13 protein-coding genes and 2 pseudogenes are annotated in these 15,258 nt (G+C 69.8%); 7 read left to right on the top strand and 8 right to left on the bottom strand.

The annotated features are described in order from the left end of the window. Positions 1–158 precede the first annotated feature (158 nt). The 5 genes from ACFVYN_RS12405 to ACFVYN_RS12385 form a co-directional block, all read right to left on the bottom strand. A complete protein-coding gene (locus ACFVYN_RS12405) occupies positions 159–1,025 on the bottom strand; it encodes an alpha/beta fold hydrolase (RefSeq protein WP_389996402.1) in 867 nt (288 codons plus the stop codon). A 200-nt stretch (positions 1,026–1,225) separates the two neighbouring features. Continuing rightward, positions 1,226–1,816 carry a TetR/AcrR family transcriptional regulator gene (locus ACFVYN_RS12400; RefSeq protein WP_389996399.1) on the bottom strand — a complete coding sequence of 197 codons (591 nt, stop codon included), beginning with the start codon at positions 1,814–1,816 and terminating at the stop codon, positions 1,226–1,228. A 119-nt stretch (positions 1,817–1,935) separates the two neighbouring features. Continuing rightward, a complete protein-coding gene (locus tag ACFVYN_RS12395) occupies positions 1,936–2,169 on the bottom strand; it encodes a hypothetical protein (RefSeq protein WP_389996396.1) in 234 nt (77 codons plus the stop codon). 376 nt (positions 2,170–2,545) lie between these two features. Then, the gene (locus ACFVYN_RS12390; protein ID WP_389996393.1) at positions 2,546–3,244 is read right to left on the bottom strand and encodes an SDR family oxidoreductase; all 699 of its coding nucleotides are present in this window, start codon (positions 3,242–3,244) and stop codon (positions 2,546–2,548) included. A gap of 506 nt (positions 3,245–3,750) precedes the next feature. Next, entirely contained in the window at positions 3,751–4,218 is a 468-nt protein-coding gene (locus ACFVYN_RS12385; protein WP_389996390.1) for a winged helix-turn-helix transcriptional regulator, read from the bottom strand. 105 nt (positions 4,219–4,323) lie between these two features. On the opposite strand from ACFVYN_RS12385, the gene ACFVYN_RS12380 reads away from it, so the two are divergent. Beyond that, positions 4,324–4,824 carry a PaaI family thioesterase gene (locus tag ACFVYN_RS12380; protein WP_389996387.1) on the top strand — a complete coding sequence of 167 codons (501 nt, stop codon included), beginning with the start codon at positions 4,324–4,326 and terminating at the stop codon, positions 4,822–4,824. Positions 4,825–4,957: 133 nt separating this feature from the next. Here ACFVYN_RS12380 and ACFVYN_RS12375 read toward each other — a convergent pair whose 3' ends face one another. Beyond that, a complete protein-coding gene (locus ACFVYN_RS12375) occupies positions 4,958–5,431 on the bottom strand; it encodes a winged helix-turn-helix transcriptional regulator (RefSeq protein WP_389996623.1) in 474 nt (157 codons plus the stop codon). A gap of 139 nt (positions 5,432–5,570) precedes the next feature. Between ACFVYN_RS12375 and ACFVYN_RS12370 the strand changes: the two genes are divergently transcribed. Next, positions 5,571–6,584, top strand: a complete 1,014-nt coding sequence (locus ACFVYN_RS12370) for an NADP-dependent oxidoreductase (protein WP_389996384.1) — start codon at positions 5,571–5,573, stop codon at positions 6,582–6,584. Positions 6,585–6,704: 120 nt separating this feature from the next. Here the strand turns inward: ACFVYN_RS12370 and ACFVYN_RS12365 are convergent, their stop codons facing one another. Both ACFVYN_RS12365 and ACFVYN_RS12360 read right to left on the bottom strand, forming a co-directional pair. Beyond that, positions 6,705–7,697 (bottom strand): enoyl-CoA hydratase/isomerase family protein, encoded by a 993-nt coding sequence (locus tag ACFVYN_RS12365; protein ID WP_389996381.1) that lies wholly within the window; start codon positions 7,695–7,697, stop codon positions 6,705–6,707. 122 nt (positions 7,698–7,819) lie between these two features. Next, positions 7,820–7,993, bottom strand: a complete 174-nt coding sequence (locus tag ACFVYN_RS12360) for a hypothetical protein (protein ID WP_389996379.1) — start codon at positions 7,991–7,993, stop codon at positions 7,820–7,822. Between the two features lie 260 nt (positions 7,994–8,253). On the opposite strand from ACFVYN_RS12360, the gene ACFVYN_RS12355 reads away from it, so the two are divergent. The 5 genes and pseudogenes from ACFVYN_RS12355 to ACFVYN_RS12335 form a co-directional block, all read left to right on the top strand. After that, positions 8,254–10,551, top strand: a complete 2,298-nt coding sequence (locus ACFVYN_RS12355; RefSeq protein ID WP_389996376.1) for a beta-L-arabinofuranosidase domain-containing protein — start codon at positions 8,254–8,256, stop codon at positions 10,549–10,551. Between the two features lie 361 nt (positions 10,552–10,912). Next, entirely contained in the window at positions 10,913–12,424 is a 1,512-nt protein-coding gene (locus ACFVYN_RS12350; RefSeq protein WP_389996373.1) for a glycoside hydrolase family 43 protein, read from the top strand. A 37-nt stretch (positions 12,425–12,461) separates the two neighbouring features. After that, positions 12,462–14,228 (top strand): cellulase family glycosylhydrolase, encoded by a 1,767-nt coding sequence (locus tag ACFVYN_RS12345; protein WP_389996371.1) that lies wholly within the window; start codon positions 12,462–12,464, stop codon positions 14,226–14,228. A gap of 453 nt (positions 14,229–14,681) precedes the next feature. Then, positions 14,682–14,888, top strand: a pseudogene (locus ACFVYN_RS12340) (TetR family transcriptional regulator); the annotation flags it as partial. A gap of 127 nt (positions 14,889–15,015) precedes the next feature. Beyond that, positions 15,016–15,213, top strand: a pseudogene (locus ACFVYN_RS12335) (TetR/AcrR family transcriptional regulator); the annotation flags it as partial. Between the last annotated feature and the right edge of the window lie 45 nt (positions 15,214–15,258).

Raw genomic sequence — 15,258 nt, 5'->3', positions numbered from 1 at the left:
AGGGCGTTCAGTAGGGATCGCTGCGGGCGCCGGAAACCCGAACCGCGAGGCCGGGGGGCCGTCGGCGACGCGTCGCGGGCGGCGGTTCCTTCACTCAGTGGGCGGGGACGTTGCGCCGCGCCCGGACGCGATCACCTTCCGCCCGTCCCCGACACCCACTACCGCTCGAGAAAGTCCAGGGCTTCCGTCACGAACTGCTCGTGGAACTGGAAGACGCCTCCATGGCCGGCGTCGGGGTAGATGACGAGATCGGCGTCCGGCAGTCGCCGGGCCAGGTCGGACGAGTTCTTCGTCGGCACCATCCTGTCGTTGTCGCCGTTGGCGACGAGCACGGGCTGATGGATGACGGACAGGTCCTGGGGCTGCGCGAGGCCCCAGCGGTGGATGGCCTTGAGCTGGGCGAAGTACGACGTGAGGGAGATCGCCTTGTCGCGGTCGTGGGTGCGCTCCTTGAGCCGGGCCAGGAACTGTTTGCCGGCTCGGCGTCCGCCCGCGGTGCGGGTGAAGAAGAGGAACTGCCTCGGATCCTGAAGGGTGAACAGGCCGCGGACGGTGTCGAGATGGGACAGCCAGGTCACGTTCTTGATGCCCTCGCCGCCCGCGGGGCCGGTACCCGTGAGGATCAGCCTGCGGACGAGCCGCGGCTCCTCCTGCGCGATCACCTGGGCGATCATGCCGCCCATCGAGAAGCCGTGGATGTCGACCTGTTCGAGCCCGAGTCCGCGGATGAAGGTGACGGCGCCCCTCGCCATGTCCTCGATGGTTTTCGGTGTCGCGCCACTGGAGGCGCCGACACCCCTGTTGTCAAAGGTGATGACGCGATGCCTGGCGGCGACGCCGTCGACGACCCTGGGGTCCCAGTTGTCGAGGACCGCGGCAAGATGGTTGATGAAGATCACCGGGACGCCGGTCCTCGGACCGAGGTCACGGTAGGCGAAGGTCACTCCGCCGGCGGTGAGGGTGCGGGTGGGGGCCTTCCTGTACGACGTCACCACCTCGGCTCGGACTCCTTGTGCGTCGTTCATGACCGTGCCCTTCTGGTGGGGTTCTGCACTGCGTCTGCAGTCAGTTCGGTCGACGACGGGAGATCCGCAGGAGTCGAAGTCCGGTTCGGTTGAGCCTTTCAACGTCACGCCGACTTTTTAAAGTATGACCGTAATTTCATGAGGCCGCAAGAGATGCAGTGCACACGATGAAAATGAGGCCGCCCCGGGAACGTGGTGTGTCAGACGCGCTGCCCGGCGTCCAGTAGCGCGAGGACGTTCTTCACGCCCTGTTCGAGGAGCTCATCGGCGAGTCGGTTGTCAGTCAGGGCGCGGGAGAGCTGCAGCGTCCCGGCCATGAGACCGAGAAGGCTGAGCGCCTTCACACGGGCGGAGGACGGGGCCTCGGGCGCCATGCGGGCGGCAATGCCGTCGATGAGGATCAGCACGCCGTCGGTGTACGCCTGCCTGGTCGCGTCGGTGCAGCGCCCGATCTCGTCGAGCAGGGCGGCGTTGGGGCAACCCTCGCCAAGCAGTTCGCGGTGCTGGGGCGAAAGGTAACCCCGCACGATCTGCTCGAGTCCCGCACGGCCGGGCGCGGCCTGCGCGACAACGCTCTCGGCCTGCGCCTTCAACTGGTCGGCGATAGCCGTGGTGACGAGGTCTTCTTTGGATGCGAAGTGAGCATAGAAGGCACCATTGGTCAGCCCCGCGTCCTTCATGAGCGTCGAGACGCCGGAACCGTCGATCCCGTCCTGCTTGAACCGGCGGCCCGCCGTCTCGATGATCCGCCGCCTCGTCTCCGACTTGTGCTCTTTTCCGTACCGCACCACAGCACACGCTCCTTCGCCGACCAAACGGACCCGTTGCCCTTTACCGACTGCGCCAGTCTATGATATTGCGAACGTAATCCAAAGACGACGCGGGCTCGACGAGGCCGAGGCCGGATCGGTCAGGACTGCAGCTGGGCGAAGAGCGTCGCGAGGTCGACGAGGCCCCAGTGGTCGGCGAGTTTCCCCGGATCGGCCGGTGGCGGGAGTGCCGTTGAAGGGCCCGGTGTTCGTGTGAAGGGCCCGGTGTTCGCGCCGGTGAGGACGAAGCTGATCGCGAACCAGTCGTCCTCAGCGACGACACGGACCGGCTCGGCGGCGAAGTCGGGGACCGCGTCGAGGAACGACGCGAGCACCGCGCGGGTCTCTGCCGTCGGCGGCGTGGTTGCGGAAGTCCGACGCGTACAGGGCGAACAGGCCGTCGAGGTCATGCAGGTTGATGAGCTTGACGTACTCATCGGCAAGCCGGCGCAAGTCGGCTGTGGCCGTTCGGTTCTCGACGTCCGAGGAAGACATGCGCTTCTTCAATGCGGGTCGAACAGGCGGGTTGGACGCGAGCGGGGCCCGACGACGTTTCCGTGAGCGGTGCCGGTGTTCCGGTCGTCGTGGTCAGGTGGCGAGGAAGGTGGCCGTCTCGGCCGGGAAGGCCATGCGGGCCGGCACAGACGACGACGACTGAGTACTGCTCGCCGCCCTGTGCCGCCGCGGTGGGGCCTGCCGGGCGGTGGACCTTCAGGGGAGCTGCGGGTAGAGCACGGAGACACCTCCGGACAGCGCGGCCTGGGCCTGGCGGGCGGCGTCGTCCGCGAGGATCTCGTAGGCGCCGGCGGCGATGCCGTCCACCGCGATCCTGGCGATCTCGGCAGGGTCGGACTTGGGCGCCTCGACGGTCCGGACCATGTCGGTGTCCATGTAGCCGACGTGCAGGCCGGCCACTCGGATGCCCTGGTCGGCAAGCTGCTGGCGCAGGGCGTTGGTGAGGGACCACTGGGCGGACTTGGCCGCGCAGTAGGCGCCGAATTCCGGGTAGCTGACCCAGGAGAGGCCGGAGAGGACGTTCAGCACCGCCCCGCCGCCATTGGCCGCGATCTGGGGTGCGAAGGCGCGGGTCACGGAGAGCGTGCCGAAGTAGTGGGTGTCCATCTCCAGGCGGATGTCGCCCAGGTCGGCGGCGAGCAGGTCGGCGCCGGTGGAGGACCCCGCGTTGTTGATCAGGACACTCACGTCGCCGGTGGCCTTGGCGGCGGCCGTGACGGAGGCGGGGTCGGTGACGTCGAGCGCGATCGGCTTGGCGCCGGGCAGGTCGACCTGGTCGGGATTGCGGGCGCCGGCGTAGACGGTGACCCCGCGGCTGAGCAGCTCGGCGGCGAGTGCGCGGCCGAAGCCCCGGTTGGCTCCGGTGACGAGGGCGGTGCTGGCGGAAAGGTCCATGGAGAGTTCCTGGTGGAGTAGGAGGGCTCACTGCCCGAAGCGACCACGCCGGGGCTACGGCGCCGGTACGCGATGTCGGCCGTACCACAGGCACGTACCGCAGGCGTTCAAGGCCCTTGGGGCCGCGTGAGAACGGCGCGCACCGTACGGGCGAGCACGCCAGATTTAAATTACGTTCATAATCTTATACGGGCGCTTCGGCGATCGCAAGCACCCCGCACAGGGACAGAGCACGCGATGTGCCACGAGTTGCGGACGCTGCGCGACAGCAAGGCAGGCCGCCGCCCCCTCGGCCACCCAGGATCTGTCACCGAGAGGGCGTCGCCGACGAGCACCGCAGAAGCAGAACAGGACGTGCCACGGAGTTCAGCGCCTCGCCACCCGTCGCCGACGCGCCTCGCCGCCCGCCGCCGACGCACGGGCCGCTCCGACCTACGTCCGTCCCCGCCACGGAACCGCGACTGACGCGCCACCGCCGTCCGGCCCGCCACCGCGAGGTCGATCGCTCACGACCGGAGGCGGGCGCCCGTTCCCAGCCGGGCGGTGACGTCGCGGGGAGTGAGGGCGGAGTGATCCGCGGAGCACTCGACGACGACGCGGACCGGGGCGTCGCACTCGGCGTGGCGGACGTCCAGCACGGGGCCCTCGGGGCCGAGGGTGTAGGTCTCGCCCCACTGGCTCAGCGCCATCAGGACGGGCCAGAGGTCCCAGCCCTTGCGGGTCAGGCGGTATTCGTTGCGGGAGCGGCTGCCGGGCTCCTGGTAGGGGACGGTCCTGAGGATGCCGGCCGAGGTCAGCTTGCGGAGGCGGTCGCTGAGAACGGCCTCCGAAAGGCCGATGTGGCGGTGGAAGTCGTCGAAGCGGCGGACGCCGTTGACGGCGTCACGCAGGATCAGCAGCGTCCATTTCTCCCCGATCACGTCGAGCGTGCGCTGGACGGGGCAGTTCTCCGTGCTCGCCTCAAGCCACTCCATCCCGCCATCGTAGGCGACCTGGCTTCGCCATTGACAGTCAGTGGAGCACACGTCTAGCTTCACTTGAAAAAGTCAGCCGACAGTCAGAGGGAAGGGCGCCGGACCGTGGGGCGAACGCGTACGTATCAATGGGACGACCCCGCGATCCTCGCAGAGGCCGCCGGGCGGATGGCCGGCATCGACTTCCTGCGCGAACTGCAGGCGGGGCGCCTGCCAGGACCGCCGATCAACTACACCGTCGACTTCGCCCTGGACGAGGTGGAGCCCGGCAGGGCGGTCTTCTCGCTGACACCGGGCGAGGAGCACTACAACCCGATCGGCAGCGTGCACGGCGGCATCTTCGCCACCCTGCTCGACTCGGCGGCGGGCTGCGCCGTCCAGTCCACGCTCCCGCAGGGCACGGCGTACACCTCGCTCGACCTGACCGTGAAGTTCCTGCGGCGGATCACCGTGGACACAGGCCCGGTGCGCGCGATCGGCACGGTCATCAGCAAGGGCCGCCAAACCGCCCTTGCCCAGGCGCAGTTGGTCGACGCGACGGACCGGCTGCTCGCCCACGCCACCAGCAGCTGCATGCTCTTCCCGGTCCCCGCGCCTCGGGTGTGACTCCCACCCGTTGTCCGCCGGGATACGGCACGCGCGTCCGCGGCGCGGATACGTGCGCCGCGCGCTCCTCGGGCGGAGTGGGCACCCTCCGGCAGACGGAGCCCGTGGGCAGCTGGCGCGATCCGCGCCGGGCTCACTCCGCGGGCCTCATACGAAATGCGGGGCCGGGGACGCTTTCGATGTCTTCCGCCGGCACGGCGTGGCCCCGTTCGCAGCGGATCTGGGTGTCGACGTGGGCACCGCATCCGCGGTGCCGCGTCAGTACGGCCGGGCCCTCCGGGTCGGCACGGTAGCGGTCACCCCACTGCAGGAGCCCCATCACGGCCGGGACCAGGTCCACACCCTTGGGTGTGATCACGTACTTCGGCCGGCTCCGCGAGCCCGGTTCCTTGTACGTCTCCGTGGCCAGGATTCCTTCCTCGACAAGCATCCGAAGCCGGGCCGCGAGAAGGTTGCGGGGGCAGCCGAGGACACGTTCGAAGTCGCCGAAGCGGGACGAGCCGTACCAGACCTCGCGCAGGATCAGGATCGTCCACTTCTCCCCCACGACCTCTAGGGTCCGGGCGATCGAGCAGTTCGACGTGTCCCGGTCGAGACGGGCATCCATGCCGGCGTCCGTGAGAGCTTCGGTCCTCGTGTCCATGGGGTGATTCTAACCTCGTCTGAGTTTACTTTTCTATACTCAGAAAGTAGCGTCATGGCTGGCACATAGACGACCGAGAAGATCACCTGGAAAGGCGGCCGACATGAAGGCATTCGTCGTCGAGAAGTACGGCAAGGACGGCGTGCGCGCCGCCGAGGTACCCGAGCCCACCGTCGGAGACCGCGACGTCCTGGTCAAAGTGAGCGCCGCCAGTATCAACCCGCTGGACAAAATGGTCCGCAACGGGGAGTTCAAGCAGCTGTTGAAGTACAAGCCTCCTTTCGTGCTCGGCCATGACGTGGCCGGCGTCGTGACCCGGGTCGGCTCCGCCGTACACGGCCTCCAGGTCGGCGACGAGGTCTACGCCCGTCCGCGCGACCTGCGGATCGGAGGCTTCGCGGAGTTCATCGCGATCGACATGGACGACGTCGCGCCCAAGCCGGCCTCCCTCACCCCGCAAGAGGCAGCCGCGGTGCCGCTGGTGGCCCTGGCCGCCTGGCAGGCTCTTGTCGACCGCGCCCGCGTGAAGCCGGGCCAGAAGGTGCTCGTCCACGCCGGTGCCGGCGGTCTCGGCTCGACGGCCATCCAGCTCGCGAAGCACCTCGGCGCCAGCGTGGCGACGACCGCGAACACCGATTCCGAGAAGCTGGTCAGGAGCCTCGGCGCCGACATCGTCTTCGACTACACCAAGCAGGACTTCTCGAAGGTGCTGTCCGGTTACGACCTGGTGCTGGACTCCGTGGGCGGAGCGAACCTCGAGAAATCGCTGACCGTGCTCAAGCCCGGCGGCCTGGCCATCAGTGTCGTCGGCCCGCCGGACGCGGGCTTCGCCAAGCAGCTCGGGGCTCCCTCCTTCCTGGGCCTGGTCATGAGCGTGCTCAGTCGCAAGATCCGCAAGCAGGCGAAGGCGCTGGGCGTGCGCTACCAGTTCCTCTTCATGCAGGCCAACGGTTCCCAGCTGCGCAAAATCGGCGCCCTCTACGACAGCGGGAAGCTCCGCCCGGTCATCGACAGCACCTTCCCGTTCGACCGGACCCTCGAGGCGATGGCATACGTCGAGCAGGGCCGCACCAAGGCCGGCAAGGTCGTCGTGTCGATGGGGCCCGGCAAGGACTGATCGCCGGCGCCCGCATCGACTGATCGACTGATCGACTGATCGACTGATCGACGACGGTGCTCGGCATCGAGTGAGACCCTGCTGACCGCAGGCGCCCTACGGGCCGTACGGCCGCGTCCCTCAGTCGAGCGACCTCCGTTGCCAGCGCGGTGTGCGGTCCTTGTCGACCAAGGCCGCGCGGACACCCTCCAGGAAGTCCGGCGTGCGGATGGTCGTCCGCCCCAGGGCGAGTTCCGCGTCGAGGCATTCGCGCAACGTGCGCTGCCTGCCCCGGGCCAGCAGGGCGTGAGTGATCTCCAGGCTCTGCGGTGAGGCGGACTCCAGAGCGGCCAGCGCGGCAGCCGCCCAGGGGATGTCGAGGTGGCGCAGACGTTTCTCGATCTCGCCGAGGGTCGACGCACTGAACACCCGGTCCACGTCCCCGCGTACCTCCGCCAGCCTGCTCTGCGCCACCGGGGAAGGGCCGGCGAGGCGGTTGAGGACCACGTCCACCGGGTCGCCGGGATGGTCGGCCAGGGCGTCGCCGACCGCGTCGATGCTGTGAGCGGGGACGAAGTGCGTGGCCAGACCCGTGTACAGGGCGTCGGCCGCGTCGAGCCGGTGCCCGGTCAGCCCCAGGTACATGCCGATCGCTCCGGGCAGCCGCGGCAGGAAGTAACTGGCCCCGATGTCCGGGAAGAAGCCGATCGCGGTTTCGGGCATCGCCAGCACCGCGCGCTCGGTGACGACGCGGAAGCCACCGTGGACGGACAGACCGAGGCCGCCGCCCATGCACAGGCCGTCGATGAGCGACACGACCGGCACGCGGTACTCGGCGATCCGGGCGTTGAGCCGGTACTCGGTGGCGAAGAACCGCTCACTGGCCTCGGCGTCCCCGGCGAGGCTGTGCGCGCGGATCGTACGGATGTCTCCGCCGGCGCAGAACGCCCTCGGGCCGGTACTGCCGAGCACCACGGCGGACAGCGGTGCGTCCTCCCACGCGGCGAGCACCCGGTCGATGGCGACGACCATGTCTGTCGTCAGGGCGTTGAGTGCCTTGGGCCGGTTCAGGAGGATGCGGCCGACGCCTCGGTGGACGTCGGCGAGGATCTCGGCCTCTGCGGTGTCAGTCATCGGTCGTCATCCCGTTTCCGCGCGTCCTCGTCGATGCCGTGGGCCTGGGGGGTGAGCACCTCAAGATCCTGACACAGGACGTCATCGCCGCCGTGGGCACAGCTGTATATACCTTTCGATACTCAGCTAGTGACGCCATCGCCTCCCTCAAGAACGTCACCGTCGTCGCCGCCCTCCGACGAGGCTGACGTCACCGGGTACATCGCGGATTGCCTGCTCAGGGCACGCAGGGTGCCGATGGCCATCAGGTCGTCGGCGGCGAAGCGGCGGTCACCTCCGGTCGCGCCGTCAGCCATCGCCCCGCCTCCGCCACGAGTTCAACACCCTCACCAGCGACCTGTCGATGCGCGCCGCCCCGGCACGCACGCTGGGCGGACGGCCGCCGCCTTCACATCGACCACGACTGGAACTGGCAGCCCCACCGATGTCCGATCCCCGAGGAGGCCCCGCGGCGGACGGGGGCCGAGGCAGCACCGCGACTCCCGATCACGCACGATCAGTCGCGACGCGGCCCACCGCAGCGTGCAAGCTTCCATCGAAGGGAAAACGAGCACCCATGCAGTCACTCCCCCGCAGCGCGGTACGTCTTCTCCCCGGCCCGTTCCTGGACGCGCAGGCCACCGCTCTCGACTACCTGCTGTCCCTCGACACCGACCGGCTCCTCGCACCCCTGCGGCGCGAGGCCGGCCTGCCGGCGGTCGCCGAGTCCTACGGCAACTGGGAGAACTCGGGGCTCGACGGCCACACCGTCGGGCACGCGCTGTCGGGCGCGGCCCTCATGAGCGCGGTCACGGATGATCCCCGGCCGAGGGCCATGGTGGAGCGGCTGGTTCAGGGCGTCGTCGAGTGCCAGGACGCCCTGGGCACCGGCTACGTCGGGGGCGTTCCCGACGGCGTTCGGCTGTGGCGGCGGGTGGCCGCGGGACAGGTGGACCGGGACTCCTTCGTGCTCGGTGGCGCCTGGGTGCCGTGGTACAACCTGCACAAACTCTTCGCCGGCCTGCTGGACGCCCACCGGCACGCCGGCTCGGACCTGGCCCTGACCGCCGTACGACGGCTGGCCGACTGGTGGGACCGGGTGGCGGCGGGGATGGACGACGACACCCACGAGGCCATGCTGCGCACCGAGTTCGGTGGGATGTGCGAGGTGTTGGCGGACCTCGCCGACGTCACCGGCACGGACCGGTACGCCGCCCTGGCACGGCGCTTCCTCGACCGGTCCCTGCTGCGGCCCCTGCGCGAGCACCGCGACGCCCTCGACGGGATGCACGCCAACACCCAGATCGCCAAGGTGGTCGGGTACCAGCGGCTCGGGGAGGTCGTGGACGATCCCGGCCTGCGGGACGCCGCCCGGTTCTTCTGGCAGACCATGACCCGGCACCGGACGTTCTCCTTCGGCGGCAACTCCGTACGCGAGCACCTGCACCCCCGCGACGACTTCGGCTCCGCCCTGGAGTCGCCCGAGGGCCCCGAGACCTGCAACACCTACAACATGCTCAAGCTGAGCCGCGCCCTGTTCCTCGAACAGCCGGACACGGAGGTGCTCGACCACTACGAGCGCGCGACGGTCAACCACATCCTGTCGTCCCTGCACCCCAAGGGCGGGCTGGTGTACTTCACACCCGTGCGACCGGGCCACTACCGCGTGGTGTCGACTCCCCAGAACTGCTTCTGGTGCTGCGTCGGCACCGGGCTGGAGAACCACGCGAAGTACGGCGAGTTGGCGTACACCGCCGAGGACGGCGACCTGTTCGTCAATCTCTTCATCGCCTCCCGGCTCAGCCTGCCCGAGCGGAATCTGGTGCTGGAGCAGACCGCGACGGCCCCCTACGACAGCGAGGTGCGACTCGCGGTCCGCGACGTTCCCGCCACCCCCATGGCGATCCACCTACGCGTCCCCAGCTGGCACGAAGGGACGCCGCAGGTCCGTGTCAACGGCGCACCGACCGAGGAGGGACCGGCCCCGCTCACGACGCGCCGCGGCGAAGGCGGACGGCCCCTGACATACGTGCGTCTGGAGCGGCGGTGGCGCGCGGGGGACACCATCACCATGCGCCTGCGCCCGCGTGTCAGCGCCGACCTGCTCCCCGACGGCTCGCCGTGGGTGTCGTTCCGCTACGGGCCCACCGTGCTCGCGGCCGAGGGCGACCGGGACGACCTGGTCGGGCACTTCGCCGACGACTCCCGGATGGGACATGTCGCCGGCGGCCCGCTGCGCCCCCTGGGGAACCTCCCCGTCGTGCTCGCCCGCAGCACCTCCGATCTGACGGCCGGCGTGCGCCGACTCGACCTGGACCGGCCGGCGTTCGCCCTGGAGCACGTGGACGCACGACCGGGTGAGTCCGTCGTCCTCGTCCCGTTCGCCGGCATCCATGAATCCCGCTACGTCCTCTACTTCCCCTTGGCGGACCCGGGACGGCTCCCGGAGCGGCGGGCGGAGCTGCGCGCGGCCGACGAGGCGGCACTGACCCTGCGCGACCGAACAGTCGACGCCGTTGCCGCGGGCGAGCAACAGCCGGAGAGCGACCACCGGTTCGAGGGGCAGGACACGTGGTCGGACCTCACCGACGGGCTGAGGTGGCGGGCCGCCACCGGATGGTGGTCCTACCGCCTGACGGACCGCGCGGGCGCCGCCACCGGCCTGCAGGTGGTCCACCTTCCCTCGGCAGGTGCCGGGCCGACCCGCGTCCTGGTCGACGGGCATGTGCTGGACACGCTCACGCCCGAGGGCGAGGAAGTCTCCCGAGTGCTCCCGCTCGACGCGGATCGTCCCGCCGGGTCCGTCGAGGTGCGATTCGAAGCGGTCGGTCCGGCGCCCACCATCCGGCTGCGGGAAGTGCGCCTCGTGCGCTGACCTGACTGTCGAAGCGCATCGACGCTCACTGCCGACCCTGCCGACCGTCATCTTCCCTGATCAAGAAACTTTCGTTCTGTCATTGCTCTTGTTCCGCAGGAAACACGTCCGTTAACTTCCCCTACAAGTGAAGCGCTTCGACACTGCGCGGAGAGCCGCGATGACGGGGATTGCGACCCCGAGCAGTGGGACGAGCCGGTCCGGCAGGAGGACGACGAGGTGATGCGCAGGGCGAGGCTCACGCGAGAGCTCACCGTGAACCTGCCCACCGCGCCGTCCGCGGCCCTGTTCCGCATCACCCGCACCGAGCCGGACGCTCGCTGAGCGCCCCGCCGTTCACCCGACGAAAGGACGACCGAGGGTGCCCGCTCAGACCCCGCCCGCCCGCGCCGCCAACCCCGTGCTCCCCGGGTTCCACCCCGACCCGAGCATCTGCCGTGTCGGCGACGACTACTACCTCGCCTGCTCCAGCTTCGAGTACTTCCCCGGCGTACCCCTCTTCCACAGCCGTGACCTGGTGCACTGGCGGCAGATCGGCAACGCGCTGGACCGGCCGGAGCAGTTGCGTCTGCCGGTCTCCATGCCGTCCTCGGGCGGCATCTACGCCCCCACCCTGCGCCACCACGACGGCCGTTTCTGGTTGATCGTCACCAACTGCAGCGAGGGCGGCGGCAACCTGATCGTCACGGCCACCGACCCGGCCGGCCCCTGGTCGGATCCGATCCCGGCGCCGGGTGTGCCCGGTATCGATCCCGACCTGGCCTGGGACGAGGACGGCACCTGCTGGTGCACGGTCGCCGGGGTGTCGCAGATCCGCCTCGACCCGTCCACCGGCGAGACGTACGGGACCCCGCGGGGGCTCTGGTCCGGCGGTCCCGGCGCGAAGGCTCCGGAGGCGCCGCACCTGTACCGGATCGGCGACTACTGGTACCTGCTCATCGCCGAGGGCGGCACCGAGCGCGGCCACGGCGTGTCGATCGCCCGTGGCCGCACGCCCCAGGGCCCGTTCGAGGCGTGCCCCGCCAACCCGGTCCTCACCCACCGCGGCACCGACCACCCCGTGCAGAACACCGGCCACGCGGACCTGGTGCAGGCGCCCGACGGCTCCTGGTGGATGGTCTTCCTCGGCGTACGCCCACGCGGCGGCACCCCCGGCTGGCACGTGCTCGGCCGGGAGACCTTCCTGGCGCCGGTGACCTGGGAGGACGGCTGGCCGGTCGTCGGCGAGGTCACCCTGGACCTGTCCGAACTCCCCTGGCCGCTCTCCCCCGCGCCCCCCGGGGAAGTGCGCGACGACTTCGAGTTCAGCGAGCTCGGACCGGCCTGGATCTCCGTGCGGGACCGCACCGCCGAGCTCTGCACCACCAAGGAGCGCCCCGGATGGCTGACGCTCCGCGCCCGGGGCGGCTCCCTGGACGAGCCCGACGTGGTGTTCGCCGGCCGGCGCCAGCAGCACCTCACCTGCCGGGCACGCACCCTGGTCGACCCGGAGCGGGGCAGCGGCGGCCTGGCCGTCCGGCTGGACGAGCGGCACCACTACGCGATCGAGGCGTCCGGGACTGACGTACGGGTGATCGCAAGGGTCGGCTCCCTGCGCACGGTGGTGGCCGAAGCCGCCGTACCCGCCGGGCCGCTGGTCCTCACCGTCACGATCGGCGACCCACCGGCTCCGCACGGACCGTGCACCGGACCCGACGTCGTCTGCCTCGGCGTCGAACAACCCGACGGCACCGTCACCGAGTTGGCGTCCCTCGACGGCCGCTATCTGTCGACCGAGGTCGCCGGCGGCTTCACCGGCCGGGTCATCGGCATGTACGCCGCCGCAGGCACCGTCCACTTCGACTGGTTCGACTACGAGCCTCTCGAAGGCTGAACCGCCCCAAGGGCACGCAGACCGAAAGGGACGACCTATGAAGGACTCAGGGCAACCGGCCCGTCGCCGGGCGCGCGGCCGCCTGGCCTCCCTGCTCCTGGTGCTCGCCGTCATGCTGGGACTGTCCGGCGGCACCTCGGCCGCCACGACCGACGGGGCGGCGCAGCCGGCTCAGTCCACCAGAGTTCCGGCCCGTGCCAAGGACGCCGTCGCCGCGATGCAGCCCAGCTGGAACCTGGGCAACACCCTGGACGCCATCCCGGACGAGACGTCCTGGGGCAACCCGAAGGCCACCGGGGAACTGTTCGACACCGTCCGCCGTGACGGCTTCCGCAGCGTCCGCATCCCGGTGACCTGGTCCGACCACCAGTCCGCGACCGCCCCCTACACCGTCGACGCCGCGTACCTGAGCCGCGTCAAGCAGGTCGTCGACGAGGCGCTCGACGCGGGCCTGTACGTCGTGGTCAACGTCCACCACGACTCGTGGCAGTGGATCAACAAGATGCCCGCCGACCACGACGGAGTGCTGGCCCGCTTCGACGCCACCTGGGCCCAGATCTCCGGGACGTTCCGCGACGAGCCGCGCACCCTGCTCTTCGAGAGCGTCAACGAACCGCAGTTCGAGAACGCCACGGCCGAGCAGAAGACCAAGCTTCTACGCGAGCTCAACACCTCGTTCCACAAGGTGGTCAGGTCCTCGGGCGGCGGGAACACCGACCGCCTGCTCGTGCTGCCCACCGAGGCCGCCACCCCCGGCCAGACCCTCATGGACGACCTGTACACCACGATCAAGTCGCTGAGCGACCGCAATCTGGTCGCCACCGTGCACTACTACAGCTGGTACCCGTTCAGCGTGAACATCGCGGGCGGCACCCACTACGACGAGGTCGCCCAGAAGGACCTCGACGATGCCTTCGCCCGCATGCACGACACGTTCGTCGCCAAGGGCATCCCGGTCTACCTCGGCGAGTACGGCCTGCTCGGCTGGCCCGACCACAACCACCCCTCCCGGGTCGAGCGGGGCGAGGCACTGAAGTACTACGAGCAACTCGGACACGCGGCACGCCTCGCCGGAGTCACCACCGCGCTGTGGGACCCCGGAACCTGGGCCTACCTGAACCGGGAGACCCTGAAGTGGACGGACCCGGCCCTGTTCGCCTGGATCAGGTCCAGCTGGACGACCCGCTCGGGCACGGCCTCCTTCGACAAGATCTACGTGCCGAAGTCGGAACCGATCACGGCCGAGGGGCTCACCCTGAATCCGAACGGCACCCGGTTCCGGGGCCTGTGGCACGGCAGGACCAAGCTGGTCGAGGGACGGGACTACACCGTCTCCGACAACAAGCGGCTCGTCCTCACGGCCGGCGCACTGACCCGGCTGACCGGCGACCGCGCGTACGGGGTCAACGCCACGCTGCAGGCCCGGTTCTCGAGCGGGCTGCCCTGGCAGATCGAGGTGGTCACCTACGACACCCCGGTGCTCTCCGACGCCACGGGCAGGACCGGCGCGTTCACCGTCCCCACCGAGTACCGGGGTGACGAGCTGGCCACCATGGAGGCCAGGTACGGCGACGGCAGCAACGCCGGCCAGACCAGTTGGACGCCGTACCAGGAGTTCAACAGCGCCTTCTCGCCGGACTACGCGAAGGACACGATCATCCTGACCCCCGAGTTCCTGAACGCGCTGCGCGACGGCGAACAGGTGACGCTGACCTTCCACTTCTACAGCGACGCCGAGGTCATGTATCACGTCGAGAAGTCCGGTGACTCCGTCACCGGTACCCGCGTCCCGCCCGCCTCCTGACCGACCGACAGCTCCTCGCCCCGGTTGCCTCCTCCCCGGCAGCCGGGGCGCGGCTGCCCCCGAGCTCCGTCAGGGGCGCCGTGCCCTCCCGGACAGTGAGAGTGGCCGCGATCTCCACGGCGGTGGGGCGGTCGTGGCGGGACAGCAGCTCGCGGGTGCGCTGGGTCATGCCCACGGTGTCGTGGAGTCCGAACTCCGACACCAGCACACCGACCGGGTTCCTGCGGGCCCTGCAGCGGGCCGCGGGCCGGGGTCTCGAAGGACTGGATCAGCAGGGCGACGACGCGGCGCCAGGCGTCCGGGGCGGCGCCCGCCGACTGCGTGAGGACTTCGACTCATCGGACCTGGTGCTGCTGCACATGGCCAACGCCGGAGTCGTCGGCGCCACCGCCTTGCGTCGCTGCTCCAGTTCCTCCTTCGTGGGGAAGCGGGGGAGGCCGCTCCCTCCGGGGCATGCCGCAAGGCGTCCGACGCGGTCCCGGGAGTCGCGCCTGGTCGGCATGTCGTCGCGCAAGCGGGGGAGAAGCGTTGCCACGACCGCCGGGCCACGGACCGGGCTTCGAGGTCGGACGCCAGAAGATCATCGACGTCGGGGCTGCGCTTTTCGCCCAGCAGGGATACGCGGCGACGTCCATCAACGACCTGGGCAGGGTGGTGGGGCTCGCCAAGGCGGCCCTGTACTACTACATCGGCTCCAAGGAGAACCTGCTCGTCGAGATCCAGTCCCGGGTGATGGGTCCGCTGCTCTCCCGCGCCCGTCAGATCGCCGGCCTCGACCTGGATCCGCTTGCTGCGGCTGCGCCTGCTGTCCGAATCGCTGCTCACCATCATCTTCCGCAGGCTCGACCACATCTGGGTCCACGAGCACGACCACCGCAGTCTGAGCGGCACGGAACTCAAGGCCGTGCTGGGTCAGCGTTCCGATTTCGAGGAACTGATCTCCGGGCTGCTCGCGGAGGCCGTGGAGCAGGGCACCTTCCGCGCGATGCCGCCACGGCCGGCCACCGTACAGTTCCTCAACCTGCACCAT

Source organism: Streptomyces sp. NPDC058307 (assembly GCF_042880295.1).
Classification (GTDB): Bacteria; Actinomycetota; Actinomycetes; order Streptomycetales; family Streptomycetaceae; genus Streptomyces.
This window is presented reverse-complemented; position numbering and strand designations above follow the sequence as displayed.